Here is an 18,041-nt window from a genome sequence, read left to right on the forward strand (position 1 = left end):
GCTTATTAGAAACTAATGTTCAAACCACCCATAAAGGTTTTTGCCTGAGGTGTCGTGTAGAAGTCATAACCCAAGGCAATATTGCTTACTACATCATCAGCATTAACTTCTGGATCCCAACCAGAGTACTTCGTGAACGTTAATAGGTTTTGACCAGTTATATAAAGTCTAACATTGCTTAATTTCACCTTGCTTACTAATGATTTTGGTAAATTATAGCCAAGTGTTACGTTACGTAAACGAACAAAAGAACCATCTTCAATAAAGCGGCTTGATGCTTGTGCACCATTATTGAAGAACAAACGAGCTTGTGGAACATTTGTATTCGTATTTGTTGGAGTCCAAGCTGCTAACTGATTAACAGTTTGGTTATCTTCGAAACGTCCGTTAGCTGATGAGAAACGACCTACGCCATAGAAATTAAGCTTGTTTCCAAAAACTCCATTGAAAAATACGCTCAATTCGAAACCTTTATAACTAAATGTATTGGTTACACCTGCAATCCATTTTGGAAGTGGACTACCAATCACTACACGTTGAGCTTGGCTATACGTTTTAGTTGTTGTACGGTCAAGTGAGCCATCTGGATTTTTAGTATTTTTATAGAAAAGAGCGTCTCCATTTGATGGGTCAACACCTGCATATTCTACCGTGAAGAATGTTCCTAATGGCTGTCCTTCTACTGCACGGCTCATATTGGCTAAACCACCTTCAATGACTTGTCCTTGTAAATCAGTAATTTTATTTCGGTTAGTTGATGCATTTAAGCTAGTTTTCCATTTGAATTTACCTACAAGGTTATCAGTGTTGAGTACAAATTCCCAACCTTTATTCGTTAAAGCACCAACGTTTTTAACTTGAGTAGCAAAACCAGTTGTTCCCGGTACGTTTACGTTAAGCAATAAACCAGTAGTATTCTTTTGGTAGTAATCAATTTCACCATTGATACGGTTCTTCAATAAACCAAAGTCAATACCAACGTCAACTTGTTGCGTAGATTCCCAGCCTAATGATGGGTTTGCTAATTGAGATGGACGTTGACCTGGTAAGGTAGCATAACCAGCATCACCTGTAAACAAACCTAGTTGTGGGAAGTTACCGATTTCAGCATTACCAGTTTTACCCCAGCTAGCACGTAATTTCAAGAAACTGATAGCGTCGATGCTTTTCAAGAAACTTTCTTCTGAAATAACCCAACCAGCCGAAACCGCTGGGAAGAAACCATAACGGTTATCAGCACCAAAACGAGATGAACCATCAATACGAGCACTTAAGCCTAACAAATATCTATCATTGAATTTATAATTCAAACGAGTGAAATATGATGAAAAGCGATAATCTGATTGAGATGAACTTGCATCTGTCTTACGAGCAGCACTCGCAATCATACGATACGCATCTGATGGAAAATCTCTACCTTCAGCAGCATTTGTTTTAGTTTGTGAATTTTGATAAGATAAACCAGCAGTAGCATTGATACCATGTTTGCCAAATACATTGTCATACACAAAGTAATTATTGGTGTTGTAGTTTTCTACACGCACAAAACGGTTATAACCATAACCAAGTGGAGCACCGAAGTTACGTTGAGTCTTACTATTATAATATTGTTCTTCTTGTTGATTCAATAAATCAAGGGCAAATTCTGTACGGAAACGTAGTCCTTTCAAAATTGTATATTCGCCATAAACACTATTGATATTACGATGAACCGTTGTATTATAGTAAGCATTTCCGATATTAATCATACCGTTATAATATACAGGAATCGAAATATCACCAGGAGGTGTACCAACTGGTAATCCAGTTTCAGGGTCATTTTGTGGTGTCATTGGAGGCAAAGCAACCAACTGTAATGGGTTATCAAACTGACGGTCACCCGACACACGATTGTTCAAAGAACGAGTTAAACCCATGTTCATTCCGATACTTAAACGGTCTGAAACTTTGTGGTTTAGATTCATACGACCAGACATACGGTTAAACGCATTACCCAATAAAATACCTGTTTGGTCAAGCAACTGCCCAGAGATAAAGAAAGTTGTTTTATCTGAACCTCCACTCATGTTCAAATCATATTGAGCAGAAGGTGCATTTTGAAATGCTAAACTACCCCAATCGGTATCTGCTTGATTAGAAGTGCCTAGTGTACCCAAACTTTGAGTTTGGAAGAAACTTTCCATATAAGAAGTATATGAATCTGGATCTTTAGGGTCGTAGCCATCAATCTGGTCGGAGTTAGCAGCAGCTGTTCTGTAGAAATCCATGTACTGCTTTGTATTCAAGAATTTCAAGATATTAGTTGGTTTGCTTTTACCATATTGCATTCCAAATGTAATATTTGTCTTACCTGATTTACCTCTTTTTGTTGTAATCAAAACTACACCATTAGCGGCACGAGCACCGTAAATAGCTCCAGCAGATGCGTCTTTCAGAATTTCGATTGATTCAATATCTTGTGGATTGATATCTACTAAAGGGTTCGTATCTCCACCATTGACACCTAAATCGCCTTGTGTAAGTGGAATACCATCTAACACATATAAAGGCTCATTTGATGCAGAAACCGAAGATTGGCCACGTACACGCACTTGAATACCTTGTGCTAATTTACCAGTTCCTTGGTTAATTTGAACACCTGCTGCTTTACCTTGAATACTTTGTTCGAAAGTAGTTACTGGCATATCTTGAATTTCAGCAGATTTGATTTTGGCAATGTTACCAGTTAATTCTCGCTTAATTTGTGAGCCATAACCAGTTACTACCACTTCATTCAGAGATTTAATATCTGATGAAAGTGTAAAATCAACTACGCTTCGATTGCCTACTGCTTGTTCAGTGTCAGCATAACCAATGAAGCTTGCTTGCAATGTTGCATTGGCCGGCACAGAGAGTTTATACATACCTTTCTCATCTGTACTGGTCCCTTTTGTTGTACCCTTAATAGTGATTGATACTCCAGGAAGCGGACTACCATCTTCGCTCGCTGTAACTTTTCCTGTTACAACGTTCTGTGCATTTCCCAAGAAGGAAACAAATAGAAACATGCACATCAACGAAACTCGTAGAATTTTGTTCATTCGTAACTTTTAGTTTGTTATACAATAATTAATAAAGCGTGCTAAAATTAATGAATACTTAATACAAAAAGTATCAATTAATTAAAAAAAACACTAACAAAAGTGTTTATTTAATAAAATAACTTAATAAAATACAAATTGTTAGATTTGATTTTTAAAAAAAAGATATTTTTTGTTGAATATAAGCTAGTTAGTCATTTTTTTACAGATACGAGAAAAAAAACAGAATCGTTTACACGCAAAAAAAATCCCTTAAAAGATTTATTAAAATCTTTTAAGGGATTGACCAAGAAAAAATATAATCTATCGGTTAATTTGAGCCACTACTTCTGCTTTTTCTATATAACCTTCATGGCTCCAAGTAAGTTTTTGCCCTTTATATAGCTGTAATACAGGCAATGCCTCAATCTTTAACGCTTTACAAAGCTCAAGGTTATCATCTGCCTTGATTCGAACAACCTTAACTTTCGAAGACATTTCTTTCGTAATCTCATCAAGATATGGCTTCATTTTTTGACAAGGAGCACACCAATCGGCATAAAAATCTACTAATACTAATTTATCAGCATTTAATAGTGCCTCAAATTGACTTTTATTTAAACCTTCAGATTTATTAGTTGTGCTACTGGAAGTGGTTTCTGGCAAATTTTCGCCTCTCCACTTCATAATTCCTCCCTCTAATTCATACACTTCTTTAAAACCGCTTTCTCTCATAGCCAAAGCTGCGGCTGCACTCCTACCCCCACTCAAACAATAAACCAATACGGGCTTAGATTTATCTAAATTTGCTATTTGTTGTACAAAACTATCTCCACGCCAATCTATATTTACAGCCTTATCTAAGTGACCTTTTGAAAACTCTTCTGGGGTTCGAACATCAATTAATGATGCGTTGGGTAAAACTTTTACTTTTTCTGCAAATTCAATCGGAGTAAGATTAGTTTTAGTGCTTTGCGACTCACAACTTAAAAATAATACACTTAAAATTAAACTTACAATTAGCTTTTGTTTCATTATCAATTATTTATTTGTGGTGAATTTTTATCTATTCAATCCATTAAATTTTATTTAATACTGAATTGTTGGAATCATCGAAACTTTAGATTTAATCGAGTTTGAAATCAAACAAGCTGCTTCTGTTTTTTGCAAAATTCGTTCGGCACGTTCTTTATCTGCTTCATTTTTAATAACTAAAGTAGGTTCTAAAATTACCTCCGTCATTAAAAACTTACCTTCTACTTGTTCTAATTTACCTTTAGCTTTACAATCGAAAAGTTTAAAATCAAGTTTTGAATTTTCGGCAACAGCCAAAAAAGTAGTCATAAAACAACTATTTACTGCCGCTGTTAATAAATGCTCTGGCGACCAAATACCTTCAATTCCTTTGGTAAATTGTGGAGGAGTAGCTACTTCTAGTGTTTTTTCTAATTCAGGTGAAGATATTTCACCTTTACGGTCTGAAATCCAAGTCAGATTCACGTTATAATAATGTGGTTCCATTCTTTATCTATCTTTTATTTCTTCAAACTCAATATCTTTCACAGGTTCGTGCTTCTTTCCTATTGGCACCGTACATGAACCAGCCCACAACAACCTGTATTAGTCAATGCTTGAAATAAAAACAAAGCTGCAATAATTCCAGAAAAAGTATCATGCATTTGAATGGCCACGGTTGCTGCATAAATACCCATGAAGAGTCTTATCCAACGCATTAAATGCCAATTTGTTAAAAGCGTTTCTCTAGTTATCATAATTTACTTCTTAAACTTCCCCAACTACCGCCATTATATACTTGTGTATAGCCATTTGATGAAAGAATATTTTTGGCCGACGCACTTCTCATTCCTGATGCACAACAAGTTATAATTGGCTTGTTTTTATCTTTCAATTTACTAAGGTTACGAGCAAGAGAATCAACCGAGATATTAATCGAACCTTTGATGTGTCCACTTGCATATTCACCGGGAGTTCTGACATCTAAGATAATAGCCCCTTGTTTTACTAAATCAGCGTAATTTGCTTTAGGGCCAAAACCCAAAAGATTTTTTATTGTATTAAGCATTTGTACTAAGTATTTACTAACAGTTAATTAACGAACTGCTAAGGATTGATAATAATTTACATCTAACCACGAACCTCCATTATAGCAATCTAAGCCTTGTTGTTGAAGGAAACGATGTGCTTGTCCACTTCTGTTACCCGATGCACAGCACAAAACTACTGGAGCATTTAAAGCTTTAAAATCCTCAATTCTATTGGGAACTTCATTAAGTGGTATGTTTATAGCTCCAGCTACGTGTCCACCATTAAATTCCTGTGGCGTACGAACATCAACGATTGTACCTTTTCTTTCTTGAATTATATCTGCTACACTCATTTTTTTATTATTTATTAGTTCTAAAATCTTTCAATCGAACAACTTAAATCAATTACAATTCAATTTGAACGTTATTTTTTACATTTCTAGGAAGCTGAAAAGAATCAACTGATAATTATTCAGCAACCTAATTTCTCTAGGGAAATGATAGATGAAGTTTTACATCTTTCATGATTCTTTTTGAAAAATATTGAATAATAAACCACCCATTACCGCTCCATAAAGCGTGCTATTAAGCGGTTTTGAGGTAATCGGGCACGTGCCACTCGCACACCCTACATAATGATAGTAGAGGTATCCACCAACCGCTCCAAATACGAGCCCGATAATGGTTAATCTATTGTTATTAAAAAATTTCATGTTTTTTGAAGTGAGGAATGACTTCCGAATAGAATTTCTGGGCGAATGTCATTCACTCAATATACATTGGGATTATTTATCTTCTTTTTTTCTAGTAGAAATTCCAAAAGGAAGATATAAAGGGCAGAAACTCATGAAACTCGTAAGTATGAACGCTCCCGCAATAACTAATAGAATAATAGCAGCCGTGCCAGTTATTTGATTGGCAAAGTATAAACCTAAAATTACGATTGCGACAAGTATTCTAACTACTTTATCGACTGTACCCATATTTGCTTTCATGTTGTAAGTGTTTAAAATTTTAGAGGTATATTTATTTTAACACTACAAATATCAGCTAAGAAAACTTGGCGTACAGTTACTTTTGTTACATAAGCGTAATTTTATTTCGACCTAATTTCAAAAGGCCTTTTTCTTCCATTTGTTTGAGAAGTCGGGAAACTACCACACGGGCAGTTCCGAGTTCATTTGCGAGGTGTTCGTGTGTGATTTGAAGTGTATTATTTTTAGAAATTTCACACTTTTTTTTGATTAAATTCAATAAGCGTTCATCTACTTTCTTGAAAGCTACATCATTTACAACTTCGAGTAGTTCTTCAAAACGTTTATGGTATAAGCGAAAAATATAATCGAGCCATTCGGGATTTTCTTTAATGAGCAGGTTTACTTTATCAATTGGCACAAAGAGAATTTCAGTTTCTTCTTCAGCAATTGCTTTTACTTTGCTTGTATCATTGTGTAAGCCTCCCAAAAACGACATGATACAACTTTCACCCGGGTTAATGTAATAGATTAATATTTCTCTACCTTCATCATCGGTACGTATAACCCCAATACAACCTTTCATAACAATCGGAATAGCTCTTATGTAGGCATTTTCGTTGAGAATAACGTCGCCTTCTTCAAATTTTTTAATAATTCCATAAGAAGAAAGTTTTTCTTTAACAGCTTGAGAAGAATTAAGTTCGGCTAAATTATTCAATGATGACATATTCTGATGTTTGATAAAGATATAGCCAAATTTAACAGAAAGTAATAGATAAAGAAAATTCCCTCAGCATAAACCAAGGGAATCTTTTGAAATGGAATTTATTTTAATCGTGTTTCGGCAAAATATTTCATGGCTTTACACAAAAAAAGAGCGTAGGTGGTTTGTAGTTCTCCATCTATTTGTGTGAAACGAGGGTCGTCGACGTAGAGTTGTCCCAAACCTGCGTAAGCTTCAGCTTGTGGTTCAGAAGAACCATCTGTTCCCCAAAACTGCCGAATGTTTTTGTAATGTAGAGCAATTTGCGTTTGTACAATTTCACTTCGATAGTCCTTATCCTTCATTGCAAAAAGCTTTTCTGCAATTTCCTGCTGCTCTTGTTTGAGTATTTTTATCTCATTTTTTGATAATTTCAGTAAAGCCTTTTCTGATTTTTCTACAGTTTCTTGGCCATATTTATCAATAGCTTCATTTCGGTAAAGATTTGCCTTTTCTTCTGAAAGTCCTTCGTATAATTCGTTTGGATTTGACATAACAGTATCTTTTTTTAGGTTTTCAATTGTTTTATCAATCGTTTGAATGAGTTTTGAAATGCGGTTTTGTTTGGTTTTTAGGCTTTGTTTCTGATTTTCGAGCGACTCCAATAAATCGAAATTCTTCTTATCTAAAATTTCAAGAATTTCATTGAGTTGAAAATCGAGTTCACGGTAAAAAAGAATTTGCTGAAGCCTAAGCAATTCCTTTTCTCCATACAACCTATACTTGGCTTCTGTACGAGTTGCAGGTTTTAATAAACCTAATTCATCATACACATGTAGCGTACGTATGCTTACACCTGCGATTTTTGCCAACTGTTTTACCGAAAATTGTTTCATATAAAACATTCATTCTGATTGATAACACAAACATAGTCTATCACGTAGGGTGAGAGTCAAGTGTTTTACTTAGTTTTTTTGAAGATTCCCTAAGAACGCAAATAACCACTCCAAAATGGCGTGGTTATTTGTAAAATGTGATTTATTTTGAATTTTATTTGACCGTCATTACCACTCGTTGATAACGAGTAAGAGCTGGCAAACCATTATCTTCTGCTTCTATGATGATGTGAATCGTATCTCCACTTTTGGCGGCTGCAGGAACTGTGATTGCTGCACTATTTCCGGTTTGTATAATTGACACTTCTTCTTTACAAGTACCCACCTCTTTATATTGCCAGAATTTCAACGAAACTTTATTGCCATCGGGGTCAGAGGTTTGGGGATTTATCACAATTTTCTGCCCACTGATAACTGACAACTGTTTACTGGCAACTGACACCTTGGGAGCATGATTGGCATTTTTAAAATCTTTGATACACCAATCGGCACGAGCTGCAAAATCATTTTGAATAGCTGGAATCCAGCGAGTTTGAGCAAAAGCTTTATCTATTTTTTGAGTAAATGGGTTATAGTCTGAGGCTGCTTCACCATCTTCCCATCTGCTTGGTGTAGTAGTTGACTGCACAAGTCGGCCACCCCATCCTCCATCTTGTGGATTAGCAAGGTTATTTAGTCCAATATCAACCAAATGCAAGAATGCAGGCGAATCACCTTCAGAAATAAAATCATACTGACCAAAGCTTCCCCACTGATTCTTTTTAGCTTTTTCCATACTACTATAAATATCTTCAATTTCTCCTTGTGGTGGATTTCCATCACCATAACTATAATACATTTTCAGAAGTGGACCATGATTATTGATAACATTTCCCATAAACTTTCCTTCTAAATATGGGTGTAGTTCTTTGGGTACTGACCTTTTCCAAAAATAGGCAAAACTCCAAAATTGATTCGAGTTATAATAAACCTTAATGTCTTTCCAATTCGGTTCAATGTATTTTTTATAAGTAGCATCTTGGTCTAGAATGGCATAAAGTATCGTTTTCTGGCATACTTTCTTATATATTTCACTCCATTGCGGTGTATTTTTGTAAGTATCTTCGATGCTTTTCAAGGCACGTGCAATAGTATTCGTCCCTCCCCACACTTGTAGATACAAAGGACTCATATCATCATCGAGCAATTTGGCTTTAATAAAATCAGAACCCGGTGTATCTTTTGCCATTTCACCTTCAAAATCAATATTTCCAATACGGATTCTATCTCGAAGATATTTGTGGGTTGGATAATCTTTTGAATGTTTGATAAGATTTGGGTAAACTTTTCCGTAAGCATCTACCAAGTCGTAAATCCATTCCTCGCCTGGCCAACGAAGTTCAGTTCGTTCACCATATAATTTTTTAGTCATTTCCATTTCAGAAATAAACTTAGTACCCTTTCCATCTCCTTTGTAATGCCACTGAGAACTACTCACAATGAGCCCCTCTACTTTATATTCGTTTGTATAAAGAAGCATTCTAATGAATGAATCTACATCATCCAATTCTCCATCAGTCGTGACGATGGTGCGTGGTTTGACTGATTTTGGATTTTGGGCAATTCCAACTTCCAATATCATTAACAACAAAGTAAAAAATAATAGTACTTTCTTTTTCATGCTAAAAAAAATAATTTCTTATGTTAATTAGGATTGAGTTGGCAAATCCAATCCTTTGCAAAGAAAATTCGCATCATTTCGTTCTCACTTCAAAAATTACTCTTTGGTAACTTGTAAGAGCAGGCGAACCGTTATCTTTTGCTTCTAAAATAATATGTATTGTTTGTCCAGCAGTGGCATCTTTTGGCACAATAAATTCTGCTCTTTGTGCCTCTGCATTAGAAATTTCTACTTTATTTTGATAAGTACCTACTGGCATTTGAAACCATTTGACCGAAACTTTATTGCCATCAGGGTCAGAGACAATTCCATTTAATCTAACTTTTTGTCCTGCATTAACCATCATTTTAAGTGGCCCTTGAATATTGACAATTGGTTCATGGTTCGCATCAGCATATTTGGGTGTTACTGACCATTTCATTCTTGCGGCAAAACTATGTTGGGCCGCAGCGAAGAAATCAGGAAAAGGAATTATCTCATTATTTTTCTGTTGATTCATTGCCCCCATTTGAGTAGCCATTTGGTCTGCCGAACCTTCCGATAGATTGGAAAACATTCCAGAATCAGTCTTTCGGATGGCTCTACCACCCCAACCACCATAGAAATCTTTTTCATAGGCCCGTAATCCATTACCGAGCATATTCATGAAAGTATGGTTATCGCCTTCACCCAACCACGAACCTTTTTCCTGTGGAGGCATCCAAACGAAATACCCCATTTTTTTTAATTCTTCAGTTGTATATCCCGACAACCCAAAATAGTCAACTTTATCCCCTTTAACCATTTGTTTTCCATCGCCCCACACTCTATATAAACTTCCTATTGCTCCCCTTGAATTTACATTTTCTTGCATCCATGCAGAAGTAAGCAAAGGTTTATTGGTTTCGTTGGCTCTGATTTGAGCACCGTAGCCGTAATTTGGTGAATCTCTAAATTGTCGATATTCAATTTCTGGCCAATTAGGTTTGATATAATTGGCATAAGTATCATCTTGGTCGCCTGATGGCAGCAGCACCACTTTTCTTATAATCTTATTTCTGATATTTGTCCAATCGGTTGTAAATTGATATTGGTCTTGAATCGACTTTAAAGCCCTTGCAATGGTACTTGCTCCACCCCAATTAGTGATGAATAATTGCCCCGGTTTATCATCCAAAATTAAAGATTTGATTAAATCCGAACCAGGGGAATCTTTAGAAATATCACCATCAAATTCAATATTACCATATCTAATCTTTGATTTTAGGTATTCAGGAGTTGGGTAATTTTTATTATGAATTTTTAAATTCGGATACGATTTAGCATAAGCATCAACAATATCATGAATAAATTTTTCATCTTTTGCCCATCTCCAAGATTCGCACGGACACTCATTCATTCCGAATCGGTCGTATTCCCTTCCCGGCACGTACCATTTAGTTCCTTTTCCATCACCCTTCCAATGAAACATACTACTTGCGTAGATAAGTCCCTCTATTTGTACATCGGTGCTGTAAAGTAAAAAGCGAATCATCGAATTATTATCATCTAATTCAGGGTCAGCCGTAATGATAATTCTTGGCTTTGCTACTTCAAATTGTGCATTTGCTGAATTAATCAAAAGAATAATAGAGCAAATTACCGTGATTGTTTTTATGAGTTTATTCATTTCTCTATTTTTTAGGAACACAGATTTTCGCTGATTTTTAAAATCTTTATAACATTTGCATCGGAGACGGCCATCCTTATATCTTTTGAAATCATTTAAAACACAGCGGAGCAAACTCGGTCAAATACAATCGCCATGAATTCCAATCGTGGTTTCCGATATTTTCACGATAAATGTATTTAAATCCAATTTCATCATAAACTTTACGTAATTCTACACAACTTTTATATAGAAAATCGTCAGTTCCCATACCAATCCAATATACCTTTGGCTTGGCAGCTTGTAAGGCTTTCAATTTGGTAACATACCCAGCTTTATCAAAGTTAGGGTCGTTTCGAGCAGCCGACCATAAACCCATACTCATTACACCTATATACTTAAACATCGTCGGATTATCGTTTGTAGTATTTTGAGTATGAAATCCACCCATTGAATAACCAGTAATTGCACGGTGGTCAGCATCGGCAATTACACGATAATTGCTTTCTATATAAGGAATCACATCTTTTACCAAACTTTTCTCAAAAACTCCTGCCGCCATTGCCCCAATACCTGTATTGTCTTTTTTCTGCTGAAAAGCGGGTCTGTCAAGTACTGAACCTATGTTATTTACATCGCCATTTGTTATCACCACTATCATAGGTTCTGCTTTGCCTGAAGCAATTAAATTATCCATGATATAATTGGCTCGTCCACGGTTTATCCAAACTTCCTCATCGCCACCACCACCGTGTAGCAAATACATTACTGGATATTTTTTATTGCTTTTATCATAACCTGGAGGCGTATAAATAAACATTCTCCTCTGCGAATCACCCACAGTTGGCGAATCGTACCAAACTGCTTTTAAATCGCCATGTGGCACAGGCTTCACATCAATGATATCACCTAAGCCACCCGGCACCATCAATCTGCTTTGAATATAGGGGCCATCACGAGTTACAGCTTTATTTAGTGGGTCAATCATTGGAATTCCATCTAAAATTATATCATATTCATACATATCCGAAGGAATTGGACCAACTTTCACTTCCCAAAGTGTATCTTTTTTTACCATTAAATCAGGAGCAAAACGACGATTCCATGTACCTACTACCTTCACATCTTTTGCATTGGGAGCGTAAATTCTAAATATTACTGAATTATCGGATAATACTTCAGGTGAAATAATCTTGCTTGGTCTTCTCTGAGCCTCGGCCATAAAAGAGAATACCAATAGCATAACTACCAAGCATATATTTGTGATTTTTTTCGAAATTAAAGATTCTTGTTTCATAATTTATGATTGAATGTATTTTTCCAAGAATTAACTTGACTAATTTTGGAATACAAACCTAAATACAAATATTTTATTTTCAAATATTTTCTTTTACTTATTTTTATTTTCGTTTACTTTCTTTTAATTTTGTTTCATATTCAACAAAAATCTTATGTTACCGAATCAACGCAGAGATAAAATATTAGAATTATTAAAAGAAGATGGCTCAGCAAAAGTTGCTGATTTGGCTCGTCTTTTTAAAGTTACGGAGGTTACGATTCGTCAAGATTTAGAAAAACTCGAAGCAGAGGATTTAATCGTTAAAGAGCATGGCGGGGCAACGTTGAAAAATGTAGAAGACCAAGTAAAAAGCTTTTCGTTGGTACATCAGGATAATCTGGACAAAAAAGAAATGATTGCTCAAAAGTGCATGGAGTTCATCGAAGCCGGCGATACAATAATTCTTGATTCAGGAAGCACAACTACCGAAATAGCAAAAAAAATAAAGGCTTCGGGAATTAAAAATCTAACAGTAATTACAAATGCTTTGAATATAGCCTTGATGCTCGGCACCGGATTGGATATTGACGTAATTATGACGGGTGGTGAATTTAAACCTCCTACCCTTTCACTAACGGGGCAAAAAGCGGCAGATTTTTTTAAAGGTTTAAATGTTCAGAAACTATTTTTAGCAACGGCTGGCATCTCTTTAAAATCAGGCCTGACTTATCCTTCAATCAGTGATTTAGTTGTTAAAAAAGCGATGATTGATGCCGCCGAAGTAACCTATTTAGTAGCCGATAGTACGAAAATTGGTAAAAGTGCTTTGGCAAGTTTAGGAGCCCTAAGTTTAATTGATTATATCATCACCGATTCGAGCATTGAAGAAAAACATAAAGAGGTCTTCAGAGATAATGAAATTGAAGTGATTATTGCATGAAATAACAATTACCACAGTAGATACAAGGCATGCCTTGTATCTATAACAAACCAAAATATTTAATAATATGACACTTGGCGTAATCATCGGAAATAGAAATTTTTTTCCTGATAGTTTAGTAGAAAAAGCAAGAACAGAAATCATAGATGTTTTTGCAAAGTTGAATCTAAAACCAATTCTATTAGAAACAACAGATTCAAAGTTGGGTGGTGTAGAAACTTTCAAAGATGCACAAAAATGTGCCGAATTATTTAAAAAACACCGTGAAGAAATTTCGGGAGTTTTGGTACTTCTACCCAACTTCGGAGACGAAAAAGGTGTGGCTGATACGCTCAAACTTTCAGAATTAAACGTACCTGTTTTGATTCAGGCGTATCCTGATGAATTAAGTAAAATGAATGTGGTAAATCGCCGAGATTCATGGTGCGGCAAGATTTCTGTTTGCAATAATTTGTATCAATACGGCATAAAGTATTCATTGACAAGTCAACATGTTAGCTTGCCCTCTTCAGCTGAATTTCAGAAAGATTTAATAGATTTCGTGGCCGTTTGTAGAGTTGTAAAAGGTTTGAAAAGCGTACGAATTGGTGCTATCGGAGCAAGACCAGGGGCCTTTAACACGGTACGATATTCTGAAAAAATTCTACAAAGAAACGGCATTACGGTTACAACTTTCGATTTATCCGAAATACTTGGAAGAGCCAACAAACTTACCGCCGATGATGCCAAAGTAAAACAACACATTGAGTCGATTAATGCGTATGCCTCGAAGGGAAAAACGCCTAATGAAGCCATGCTTCAAATTGCCAAATTAGACGTGGTTTTGAAAGAAATCATGGAAGAAAATGCCTTGGATGCCACCGCCATTCAATGCTGGACATCTCTCCAACAAAACTACGGTTGTAATGTATGTACGAGCATGAGTATCATGTCGGAAAATATGCTTCCTTCTGCTTGCGAAGTTGACGTTACAGGAACACTAAGTATGTATGCCATGCAGTTGGCTTCTGGCTCGCCAAGTGCTTTGGTTGATTGGAATAATAACTACGCCGATGATGAAAACAAGTGCGTTTTATTCCATTGTGGCAACTGGGCAAAATCATTCTTACCAGATATTCAAATTTCAAATGCTCCGATTCTTGGTACATCTGTAGGCGTTGAAAATACTTATGGAGCCTTAGACGGACGCACACCTGCCATGCCTTTAACTTACGGACGCATCAGTACTGACGACCCTAAAGGTATTATTAAAGTGTATATCGGCGAGGGCGAATTAACTAACGACCCTCTGAATACATTTGGGAATCGTGCCGTCGCACAAATACCTGACTTACAAGGACTAATGAAATATGTTTGCAGAAATGGTTTTGAGCATCATGTAGTTATGAACGCCTCAAAAACAGCTTCAATTCTCGAAGAAGCACTCGGAAATTATATGGGTTGGGAGGTTTATGCTCATGCTTAGTTTTGGGTGAAAAGCGATAAGTGTTGAGTGAAGAGTATTTGAAGATAAAAATTATCTATGATTAGCTAGTCGCTCATCTCTTATCATCACATTTCAATTTAGTTAATTTCAAATACATTAAAATTATGGAAAGTCCACTCAAACTAAAATCAACTGATTTTGCCATTTGAATAGTTCGGTTGTATCAATATTTAACGACTCAAAAGAATGAATATGTAACGAGTAAGCAAATACTTAGGTGTGGAAGCAATCCAGGTGCAATGATTAGGGAAGCAGCCAATGCAGAATCTGGAATGGATTTTATTCATAAAATGGGGATTGCCCAGAAAGAACTTGGAGAAACTCAATATTGGTTAGAAATTTTGCATAAAACAGATTATATAACTTCTGTGGAATACAACTCTTTATACAAAGATTCTGATGAGATTATGAAAATGATTAGGAGTTCGATACTTACAAGAAAGAAAAACTTAAAAAAGTGATAAATAATAATGGAAACAAGTCAAAACTCATCACTCATCACTCATCACTTATCACTTAAGTCAAAGGAATACAGAAGAAAAATTCTCCAATACATCTTCAATGCGAAAGCTGGGCATACAGGTGGAGATTTGTCGATAATTGATATTCTAAATGTATTATACAATCGAATCATGAATGTTTCTCCTGAAAATTGGGAATCAAACAATCGTGATAGATTTATTCAGAGTAAAGGACATTGTGTAGAAGCTCTCTACGTAGTTTTAGCCGATAAAGGATTTTTCCCAGAAGAAGATTTATTGACTATTTGTAAATATAATTCACCATACATTGGGCATCCAACAAAATACATCAGAGGTGTAGAGCAAAATACAGGCGGCTTAGGGCATGGACTTTCGATTGGTTGTGGGAATGCCTTGGCTGCAAAAAAAGATAATTCACCCGTAAAGGTTTTCACTATTTTAGGTGATGGCGAAATGGCAGAAGGCTCAAACTGGGAAGCATTTATGTTTGCCGCCCATTACAAATTAGATAATCTATGTGCGATTCTCGACTACAATAAATTGCAGATTACGGCACCTAATGCCGAAGTAATGGGGCTAGAACCTTTAGATAGAAAACTAGAAGCATTTGGTTGGGCAGTTCGACATGTAGATGGCCATAATTTAGAAGAATTAGAAAGTACGCTAAAAGGTCTGCCCTTTGAAGTAGGAAAACCATCATTTGTCATAGCCCATACAGTAAAAGGTAAAGGCGTTAGTTATATGGAAAACGTGCTTAAATGGCATCATGGCGTACCGAGTACAGAACAATTGGCATTGGCAATGGAGGAATTAAAATAACTTACAAATCATGATTTTCGATATATGAATACAAATAAACTTCTAAAATCGTCACTTGTAAATAGTAAATCGTAAATGGAATGAGTAAAGCAAATTTAGAAATATTCTCAGAAACCCTACAAGCTATTGCCGAAACCGATAAAGACTTGTATGTAGTAACCTCCGATTCGAGAGGTTCGGGCAAATTAGTACAATTTGGTCAGAAATTTCCTAATCAAATTGTTGAAGTAGGTATTGCTGAACAAAATTTAGTGGGTGTTGCCACAGGATTAGCAGCAATGGAGAAGAAAGCTTTTGCGGTTTCTCCTGCGTGTTTTCTCACGGCCAGGGCATTAGAGCAAATCAAAAACGATGTATGCTATTCAGATAATTCTGTGAAATTGATTGGTATCTCAGCGGGTGTAAGTTATGGAGCATTAGGAACAACACACCATAGTTTGCACGATTTTGCTGTACTTAGAGCCATCAATAATATTATAATCGTTGCTCCAGCCGATAATTATGAGACAGAGGAAGCCATAAGAGAAGCAACTGCATTAAATAAGCCTGTTTATATTAGGTTTGGCAAAAAAAATATGCCTTCAAAACTAAGCTCAAATCAAGAATATAGGAGCCTGAGTGAAGTCGAAGGCTCGAGGGACAAATTCTCTTTTGGTAAAGGCCGAGTGGTTAGAGAAGGTTCAGACCTGACTTTCATTGCAACGGGCGAAACCGTTTTACCCGCTTTCGAGGCTGCCGAAAAATTAGCTAAAGAAAATGGCATCGAAGCAACAGTCGTTAGTATGCACACTATCAAGCCCTTGGATACCGAATTGATAACTAATTTAGCCCAAAATAGAAGTCCAATTATTACTGTTGAAGAACACTCTATTTATGGTGGACTAGGTGAAGCAGTAGGTTCGTTTTTGATGCAAAATGGTTTCCGAAATAAATTCAAAATCGTTGGTTTGCCCGACGAACATACAGTTTCTGGCTCGCAAACTGAGATTTTTGAGCACTATGGTATTTCGAAGGATGGATTAGCTGAAATGGCTCTCAAAATATGAATTGAGAAATAGTAGAGACAAGACATGCCGTGCGACGGTCGCCTTGTCTCAGCAATACAAAATACAAATACAAAAGGCATTGATTATCAATGAATAATACCCGAAATTACTAAACCATGAAATATCTATTCATTATTGTTTTTTTGATTTCTTCATGCACGCAAAAAAACAACCAAGAAAAACCTAAAGTAGCCGTAGTAATTTCTACACTCAATAATCCTTGGTTTGTGGTTTTGGCTGAATCGGCAGCAGAAAATGCCAGAAAACTGGGTTATGAGGCCAAAATATTCGATTCTCAAAACAACCCAGCCACTGAGTCAGATAATTTCGAAAATTTGATTTCTTCAGGTTTTGATGCCATTCTATTCAATCCAACCGATGCCGATGGCTCAATAGCCAATATTCTAAAAGCAAAAGCGGCAGGCGTTCCTGTGTTTTGCATGGATAGAGAAGTGAATGCCGATGATGCCGCCACCAGTCAGATTTTATCAGATAATTATTCAGGCTGTGTTGAAATCGGAATTGAGTTTGTAAAAGCCCTCAAAGAAAAGGGGAAATATGTTGAAATCATTGGTCTGGTGGGCGATAATAATACATGGGCAAGGTCGGGAGGTTTTCATTCGGTTGTTGATAAATTTCCAAATCTGAAAATGGTGGCACAGCAAAGTGGTGATTTTGATAGAAACAAAGCCATGGAAGTTCTTGAAACCATCATGCAAGCAAACCCCAACATTGATGCGGTTTTCTGTGGAAATGATGCCATGGCCATGGGAGCTTTTCAAGCCTTACAATCGGCAGGAAAAGCAGATAAAGTAAAAGTTTTTGGGTTTGACGGTGCGTCTGATGTTGTAGAAAAAATTGCCGAGAAAAAAATCGTTGCAACAGGTATGCAATATCCAAAAGTAATGGCCGAATATGCTGCTCGTTATGCCGACGAGTATTTCAAAGGGAAACGAGATTTCCCGCAGCGTGTGCCCGTTGAAGTGGAGTTGGTAACGGTTTCAAATGCTAAAAATTATTGA

The 18,041-nt window shown here is 36.2% G+C and carries 19 protein-coding genes; 6 read left to right on the top strand and 13 right to left on the bottom strand.

Translation table 11 applies throughout. The features are described from left to right. Nucleotides 1–5 precede the first annotated feature (5 nt). From EMTOL_RS01220 to EMTOL_RS01280, 13 genes are all read right to left on the bottom strand, one after another. Nucleotides 6–3,080, bottom strand: a complete 3,075-nt coding sequence (locus EMTOL_RS01220; RefSeq protein ID WP_015027439.1) for a SusC/RagA family TonB-linked outer membrane protein — start codon at nt 3,078–3,080, stop codon at nt 6–8. A 303-nt stretch (nt 3,081–3,383) separates the two neighbouring features. Further along, nucleotides 3,384–4,094 (bottom strand): thioredoxin domain-containing protein, encoded by a 711-nt coding sequence (locus tag EMTOL_RS01225; protein ID WP_015027440.1) that lies wholly within the window; start codon nt 4,092–4,094, stop codon nt 3,384–3,386. 54 nt (nt 4,095–4,148) lie between these two features. Further along, entirely contained in the window at nt 4,149–4,580 is a 432-nt protein-coding gene (locus EMTOL_RS01230) for an OsmC family protein (protein WP_015027441.1), read from the bottom strand. Between the two features lie 59 nt (nt 4,581–4,639). Beyond that, a complete protein-coding gene (locus EMTOL_RS01235; RefSeq protein ID WP_015027442.1) occupies nt 4,640–4,831 on the bottom strand; it encodes a hypothetical protein in 192 nt (63 codons plus the stop codon). Beyond that, nucleotides 4,828–5,142 (bottom strand): rhodanese-like domain-containing protein, encoded by a 315-nt coding sequence (locus EMTOL_RS01240; RefSeq protein WP_015027443.1) that lies wholly within the window; start codon nt 5,140–5,142, stop codon nt 4,828–4,830. Before EMTOL_RS01240 ends, EMTOL_RS01235 begins: the two co-directional genes overlap by 4 nt. A gap of 27 nt (nt 5,143–5,169) precedes the next feature. Next, a complete protein-coding gene (locus EMTOL_RS01245; protein ID WP_015027444.1) occupies nt 5,170–5,457 on the bottom strand; it encodes a rhodanese-like domain-containing protein in 288 nt (95 codons plus the stop codon). Between the two features lie 168 nt (nt 5,458–5,625). Continuing rightward, a complete protein-coding gene (locus EMTOL_RS01250; protein WP_015027445.1) occupies nt 5,626–5,817 on the bottom strand; it encodes a DUF6132 family protein in 192 nt (63 codons plus the stop codon). A 72-nt stretch (nt 5,818–5,889) separates the two neighbouring features. Then, nucleotides 5,890–6,099, bottom strand: coding sequence for a YgaP family membrane protein (locus EMTOL_RS01255; RefSeq protein ID WP_015027446.1), 210 nt, complete (start codon nt 6,097–6,099; stop codon nt 5,890–5,892). Between the two features lie 85 nt (nt 6,100–6,184). Then, nucleotides 6,185–6,808, bottom strand: a complete 624-nt coding sequence (locus EMTOL_RS01260) for a Crp/Fnr family transcriptional regulator (RefSeq protein ID WP_015027447.1) — start codon at nt 6,806–6,808, stop codon at nt 6,185–6,187. Nucleotides 6,809–6,906: 98 nt separating this feature from the next. Beyond that, the gene (locus tag EMTOL_RS01265) at nt 6,907–7,680 is read right to left on the bottom strand and encodes a MerR family transcriptional regulator (protein WP_015027448.1); all 774 of its coding nucleotides are present in this window, start codon (nt 7,678–7,680) and stop codon (nt 6,907–6,909) included. A gap of 154 nt (nt 7,681–7,834) precedes the next feature. Next, nucleotides 7,835–9,340: a DUF1593 domain-containing protein gene (locus EMTOL_RS01270; protein WP_015027449.1), complete on the bottom strand. Its 1,506-nt coding sequence runs from the start codon at nt 9,338–9,340 to the stop codon at nt 7,835–7,837. Between the two features lie 73 nt (nt 9,341–9,413). Further along, complete coding sequence (locus tag EMTOL_RS01275; RefSeq protein WP_015027450.1) at nt 9,414–10,988, bottom strand: DUF1593 domain-containing protein; 1,575 nt, start codon at nt 10,986–10,988, stop codon at nt 9,414–9,416. A gap of 91 nt (nt 10,989–11,079) precedes the next feature. Beyond that, entirely contained in the window at nt 11,080–12,264 is a 1,185-nt protein-coding gene (locus tag EMTOL_RS01280; RefSeq protein ID WP_015027451.1) for an alpha/beta hydrolase-fold protein, read from the bottom strand. A 154-nt stretch (nt 12,265–12,418) separates the two neighbouring features. Here EMTOL_RS01280 and EMTOL_RS01285 point away from each other — a divergent pair, with 154 nt between their 5' ends. The 6 genes from EMTOL_RS01285 to EMTOL_RS01310 all read left to right on the top strand — a co-directional run bounded on the left by EMTOL_RS01285 (nt 12,419) and on the right by EMTOL_RS01310 (nt 18,041). Next, the gene (locus EMTOL_RS01285; RefSeq protein ID WP_015027452.1) at nt 12,419–13,186 is read left to right on the top strand and encodes a DeoR/GlpR family DNA-binding transcription regulator; all 768 of its coding nucleotides are present in this window, start codon (nt 12,419–12,421) and stop codon (nt 13,184–13,186) included. Between the two features lie 67 nt (nt 13,187–13,253). Then, nucleotides 13,254–14,651 carry an L-fucose/L-arabinose isomerase family protein gene (locus EMTOL_RS01290; RefSeq protein WP_015027453.1) on the top strand — a complete coding sequence of 466 codons (1,398 nt, stop codon included), beginning with the start codon at nt 13,254–13,256 and terminating at the stop codon, nt 14,649–14,651. A 179-nt stretch (nt 14,652–14,830) separates the two neighbouring features. After that, on the top strand, nt 14,831–15,133 hold the full coding sequence (locus EMTOL_RS01295) for a four helix bundle protein (protein WP_305953151.1): 303 nt from the start codon (nt 14,831–14,833) through the stop codon (nt 15,131–15,133). 9 nt (nt 15,134–15,142) lie between these two features. Continuing rightward, nucleotides 15,143–15,973, top strand: coding sequence for a transketolase (locus tag EMTOL_RS01300; RefSeq protein WP_015027454.1), 831 nt, complete (start codon nt 15,143–15,145; stop codon nt 15,971–15,973). A gap of 80 nt (nt 15,974–16,053) precedes the next feature. Next, nucleotides 16,054–17,019 (top strand): transketolase family protein, encoded by a 966-nt coding sequence (locus EMTOL_RS01305; RefSeq protein WP_015027455.1) that lies wholly within the window; start codon nt 16,054–16,056, stop codon nt 17,017–17,019. Between the two features lie 116 nt (nt 17,020–17,135). Further along, a complete protein-coding gene (locus EMTOL_RS01310; RefSeq protein ID WP_015027456.1) occupies nt 17,136–18,041 on the top strand; it encodes a D-ribose ABC transporter substrate-binding protein in 906 nt (301 codons plus the stop codon).

The organism is Emticicia oligotrophica DSM 17448 (genome assembly GCF_000263195.1).
Lineage (GTDB): Bacteria > Bacteroidota > Bacteroidia > Cytophagales > Spirosomataceae > Emticicia > Emticicia oligotrophica.

What these genes read in the sequence shown, in the direction of transcription:
- EMTOL_RS01220 (WP_015027439.1), bottom strand. Translation starts at nt 3,080, where the DNA reads ATGAACAAAATTCTACGAGTTTCGTTGATGTGCATGTTTCTATTTGTT.
- EMTOL_RS01225 (WP_015027440.1), bottom strand. Translation starts at nt 4,094, where the DNA reads ATGAAACAAAAGCTAATTGTAAGTTTAATTTTAAGTGTATTATTTTTA.
- EMTOL_RS01230 (WP_015027441.1), bottom strand. Translation starts at nt 4,580, where the DNA reads ATGGAACCACATTATTATAACGTGAATCTGACTTGGATTTCAGACCGT.
- EMTOL_RS01235 (WP_015027442.1), bottom strand. Translation starts at nt 4,831, where the DNA reads ATGATAACTAGAGAAACGCTTTTAACAAATTGGCATTTAATGCGTTGG.
- EMTOL_RS01240 (WP_015027443.1), bottom strand. Translation starts at nt 5,142, where the DNA reads ATGCTTAATACAATAAAAAATCTTTTGGGTTTTGGCCCTAAAGCAAAT.
- EMTOL_RS01245 (WP_015027444.1), bottom strand. Translation starts at nt 5,457, where the DNA reads ATGAGTGTAGCAGATATAATTCAAGAAAGAAAAGGTACAATCGTTGAT.
- EMTOL_RS01250 (WP_015027445.1), bottom strand. Translation starts at nt 5,817, where the DNA reads ATGAAATTTTTTAATAACAATAGATTAACCATTATCGGGCTCGTATTT.
- EMTOL_RS01255 (WP_015027446.1), bottom strand. Translation starts at nt 6,099, where the DNA reads ATGAAAGCAAATATGGGTACAGTCGATAAAGTAGTTAGAATACTTGTC.
- EMTOL_RS01260 (WP_015027447.1), bottom strand. Translation starts at nt 6,808, where the DNA reads ATGTCATCATTGAATAATTTAGCCGAACTTAATTCTTCTCAAGCTGTT.
- EMTOL_RS01265 (WP_015027448.1), bottom strand. Translation starts at nt 7,680, where the DNA reads ATGAAACAATTTTCGGTAAAACAGTTGGCAAAAATCGCAGGTGTAAGC.
- EMTOL_RS01270 (WP_015027449.1), bottom strand. Translation starts at nt 9,340, where the DNA reads ATGAAAAAGAAAGTACTATTATTTTTTACTTTGTTGTTAATGATATTG.
- EMTOL_RS01275 (WP_015027450.1), bottom strand. Translation starts at nt 10,988, where the DNA reads ATGAATAAACTCATAAAAACAATCACGGTAATTTGCTCTATTATTCTT.
- EMTOL_RS01280 (WP_015027451.1), bottom strand. Translation starts at nt 12,264, where the DNA reads ATGAAACAAGAATCTTTAATTTCGAAAAAAATCACAAATATATGCTTG.
- EMTOL_RS01285 (WP_015027452.1), top strand. Translation starts at nt 12,419, where the DNA reads ATGTTACCGAATCAACGCAGAGATAAAATATTAGAATTATTAAAAGAA.
- EMTOL_RS01290 (WP_015027453.1), top strand. Translation starts at nt 13,254, where the DNA reads ATGACACTTGGCGTAATCATCGGAAATAGAAATTTTTTTCCTGATAGT.
- EMTOL_RS01300 (WP_015027454.1), top strand. Translation starts at nt 15,143, where the DNA reads ATGGAAACAAGTCAAAACTCATCACTCATCACTCATCACTTATCACTT.
- EMTOL_RS01305 (WP_015027455.1), top strand. Translation starts at nt 16,054, where the DNA reads ATGAGTAAAGCAAATTTAGAAATATTCTCAGAAACCCTACAAGCTATT.
- EMTOL_RS01310 (WP_015027456.1), top strand. Translation starts at nt 17,136, where the DNA reads ATGAAATATCTATTCATTATTGTTTTTTTGATTTCTTCATGCACGCAA.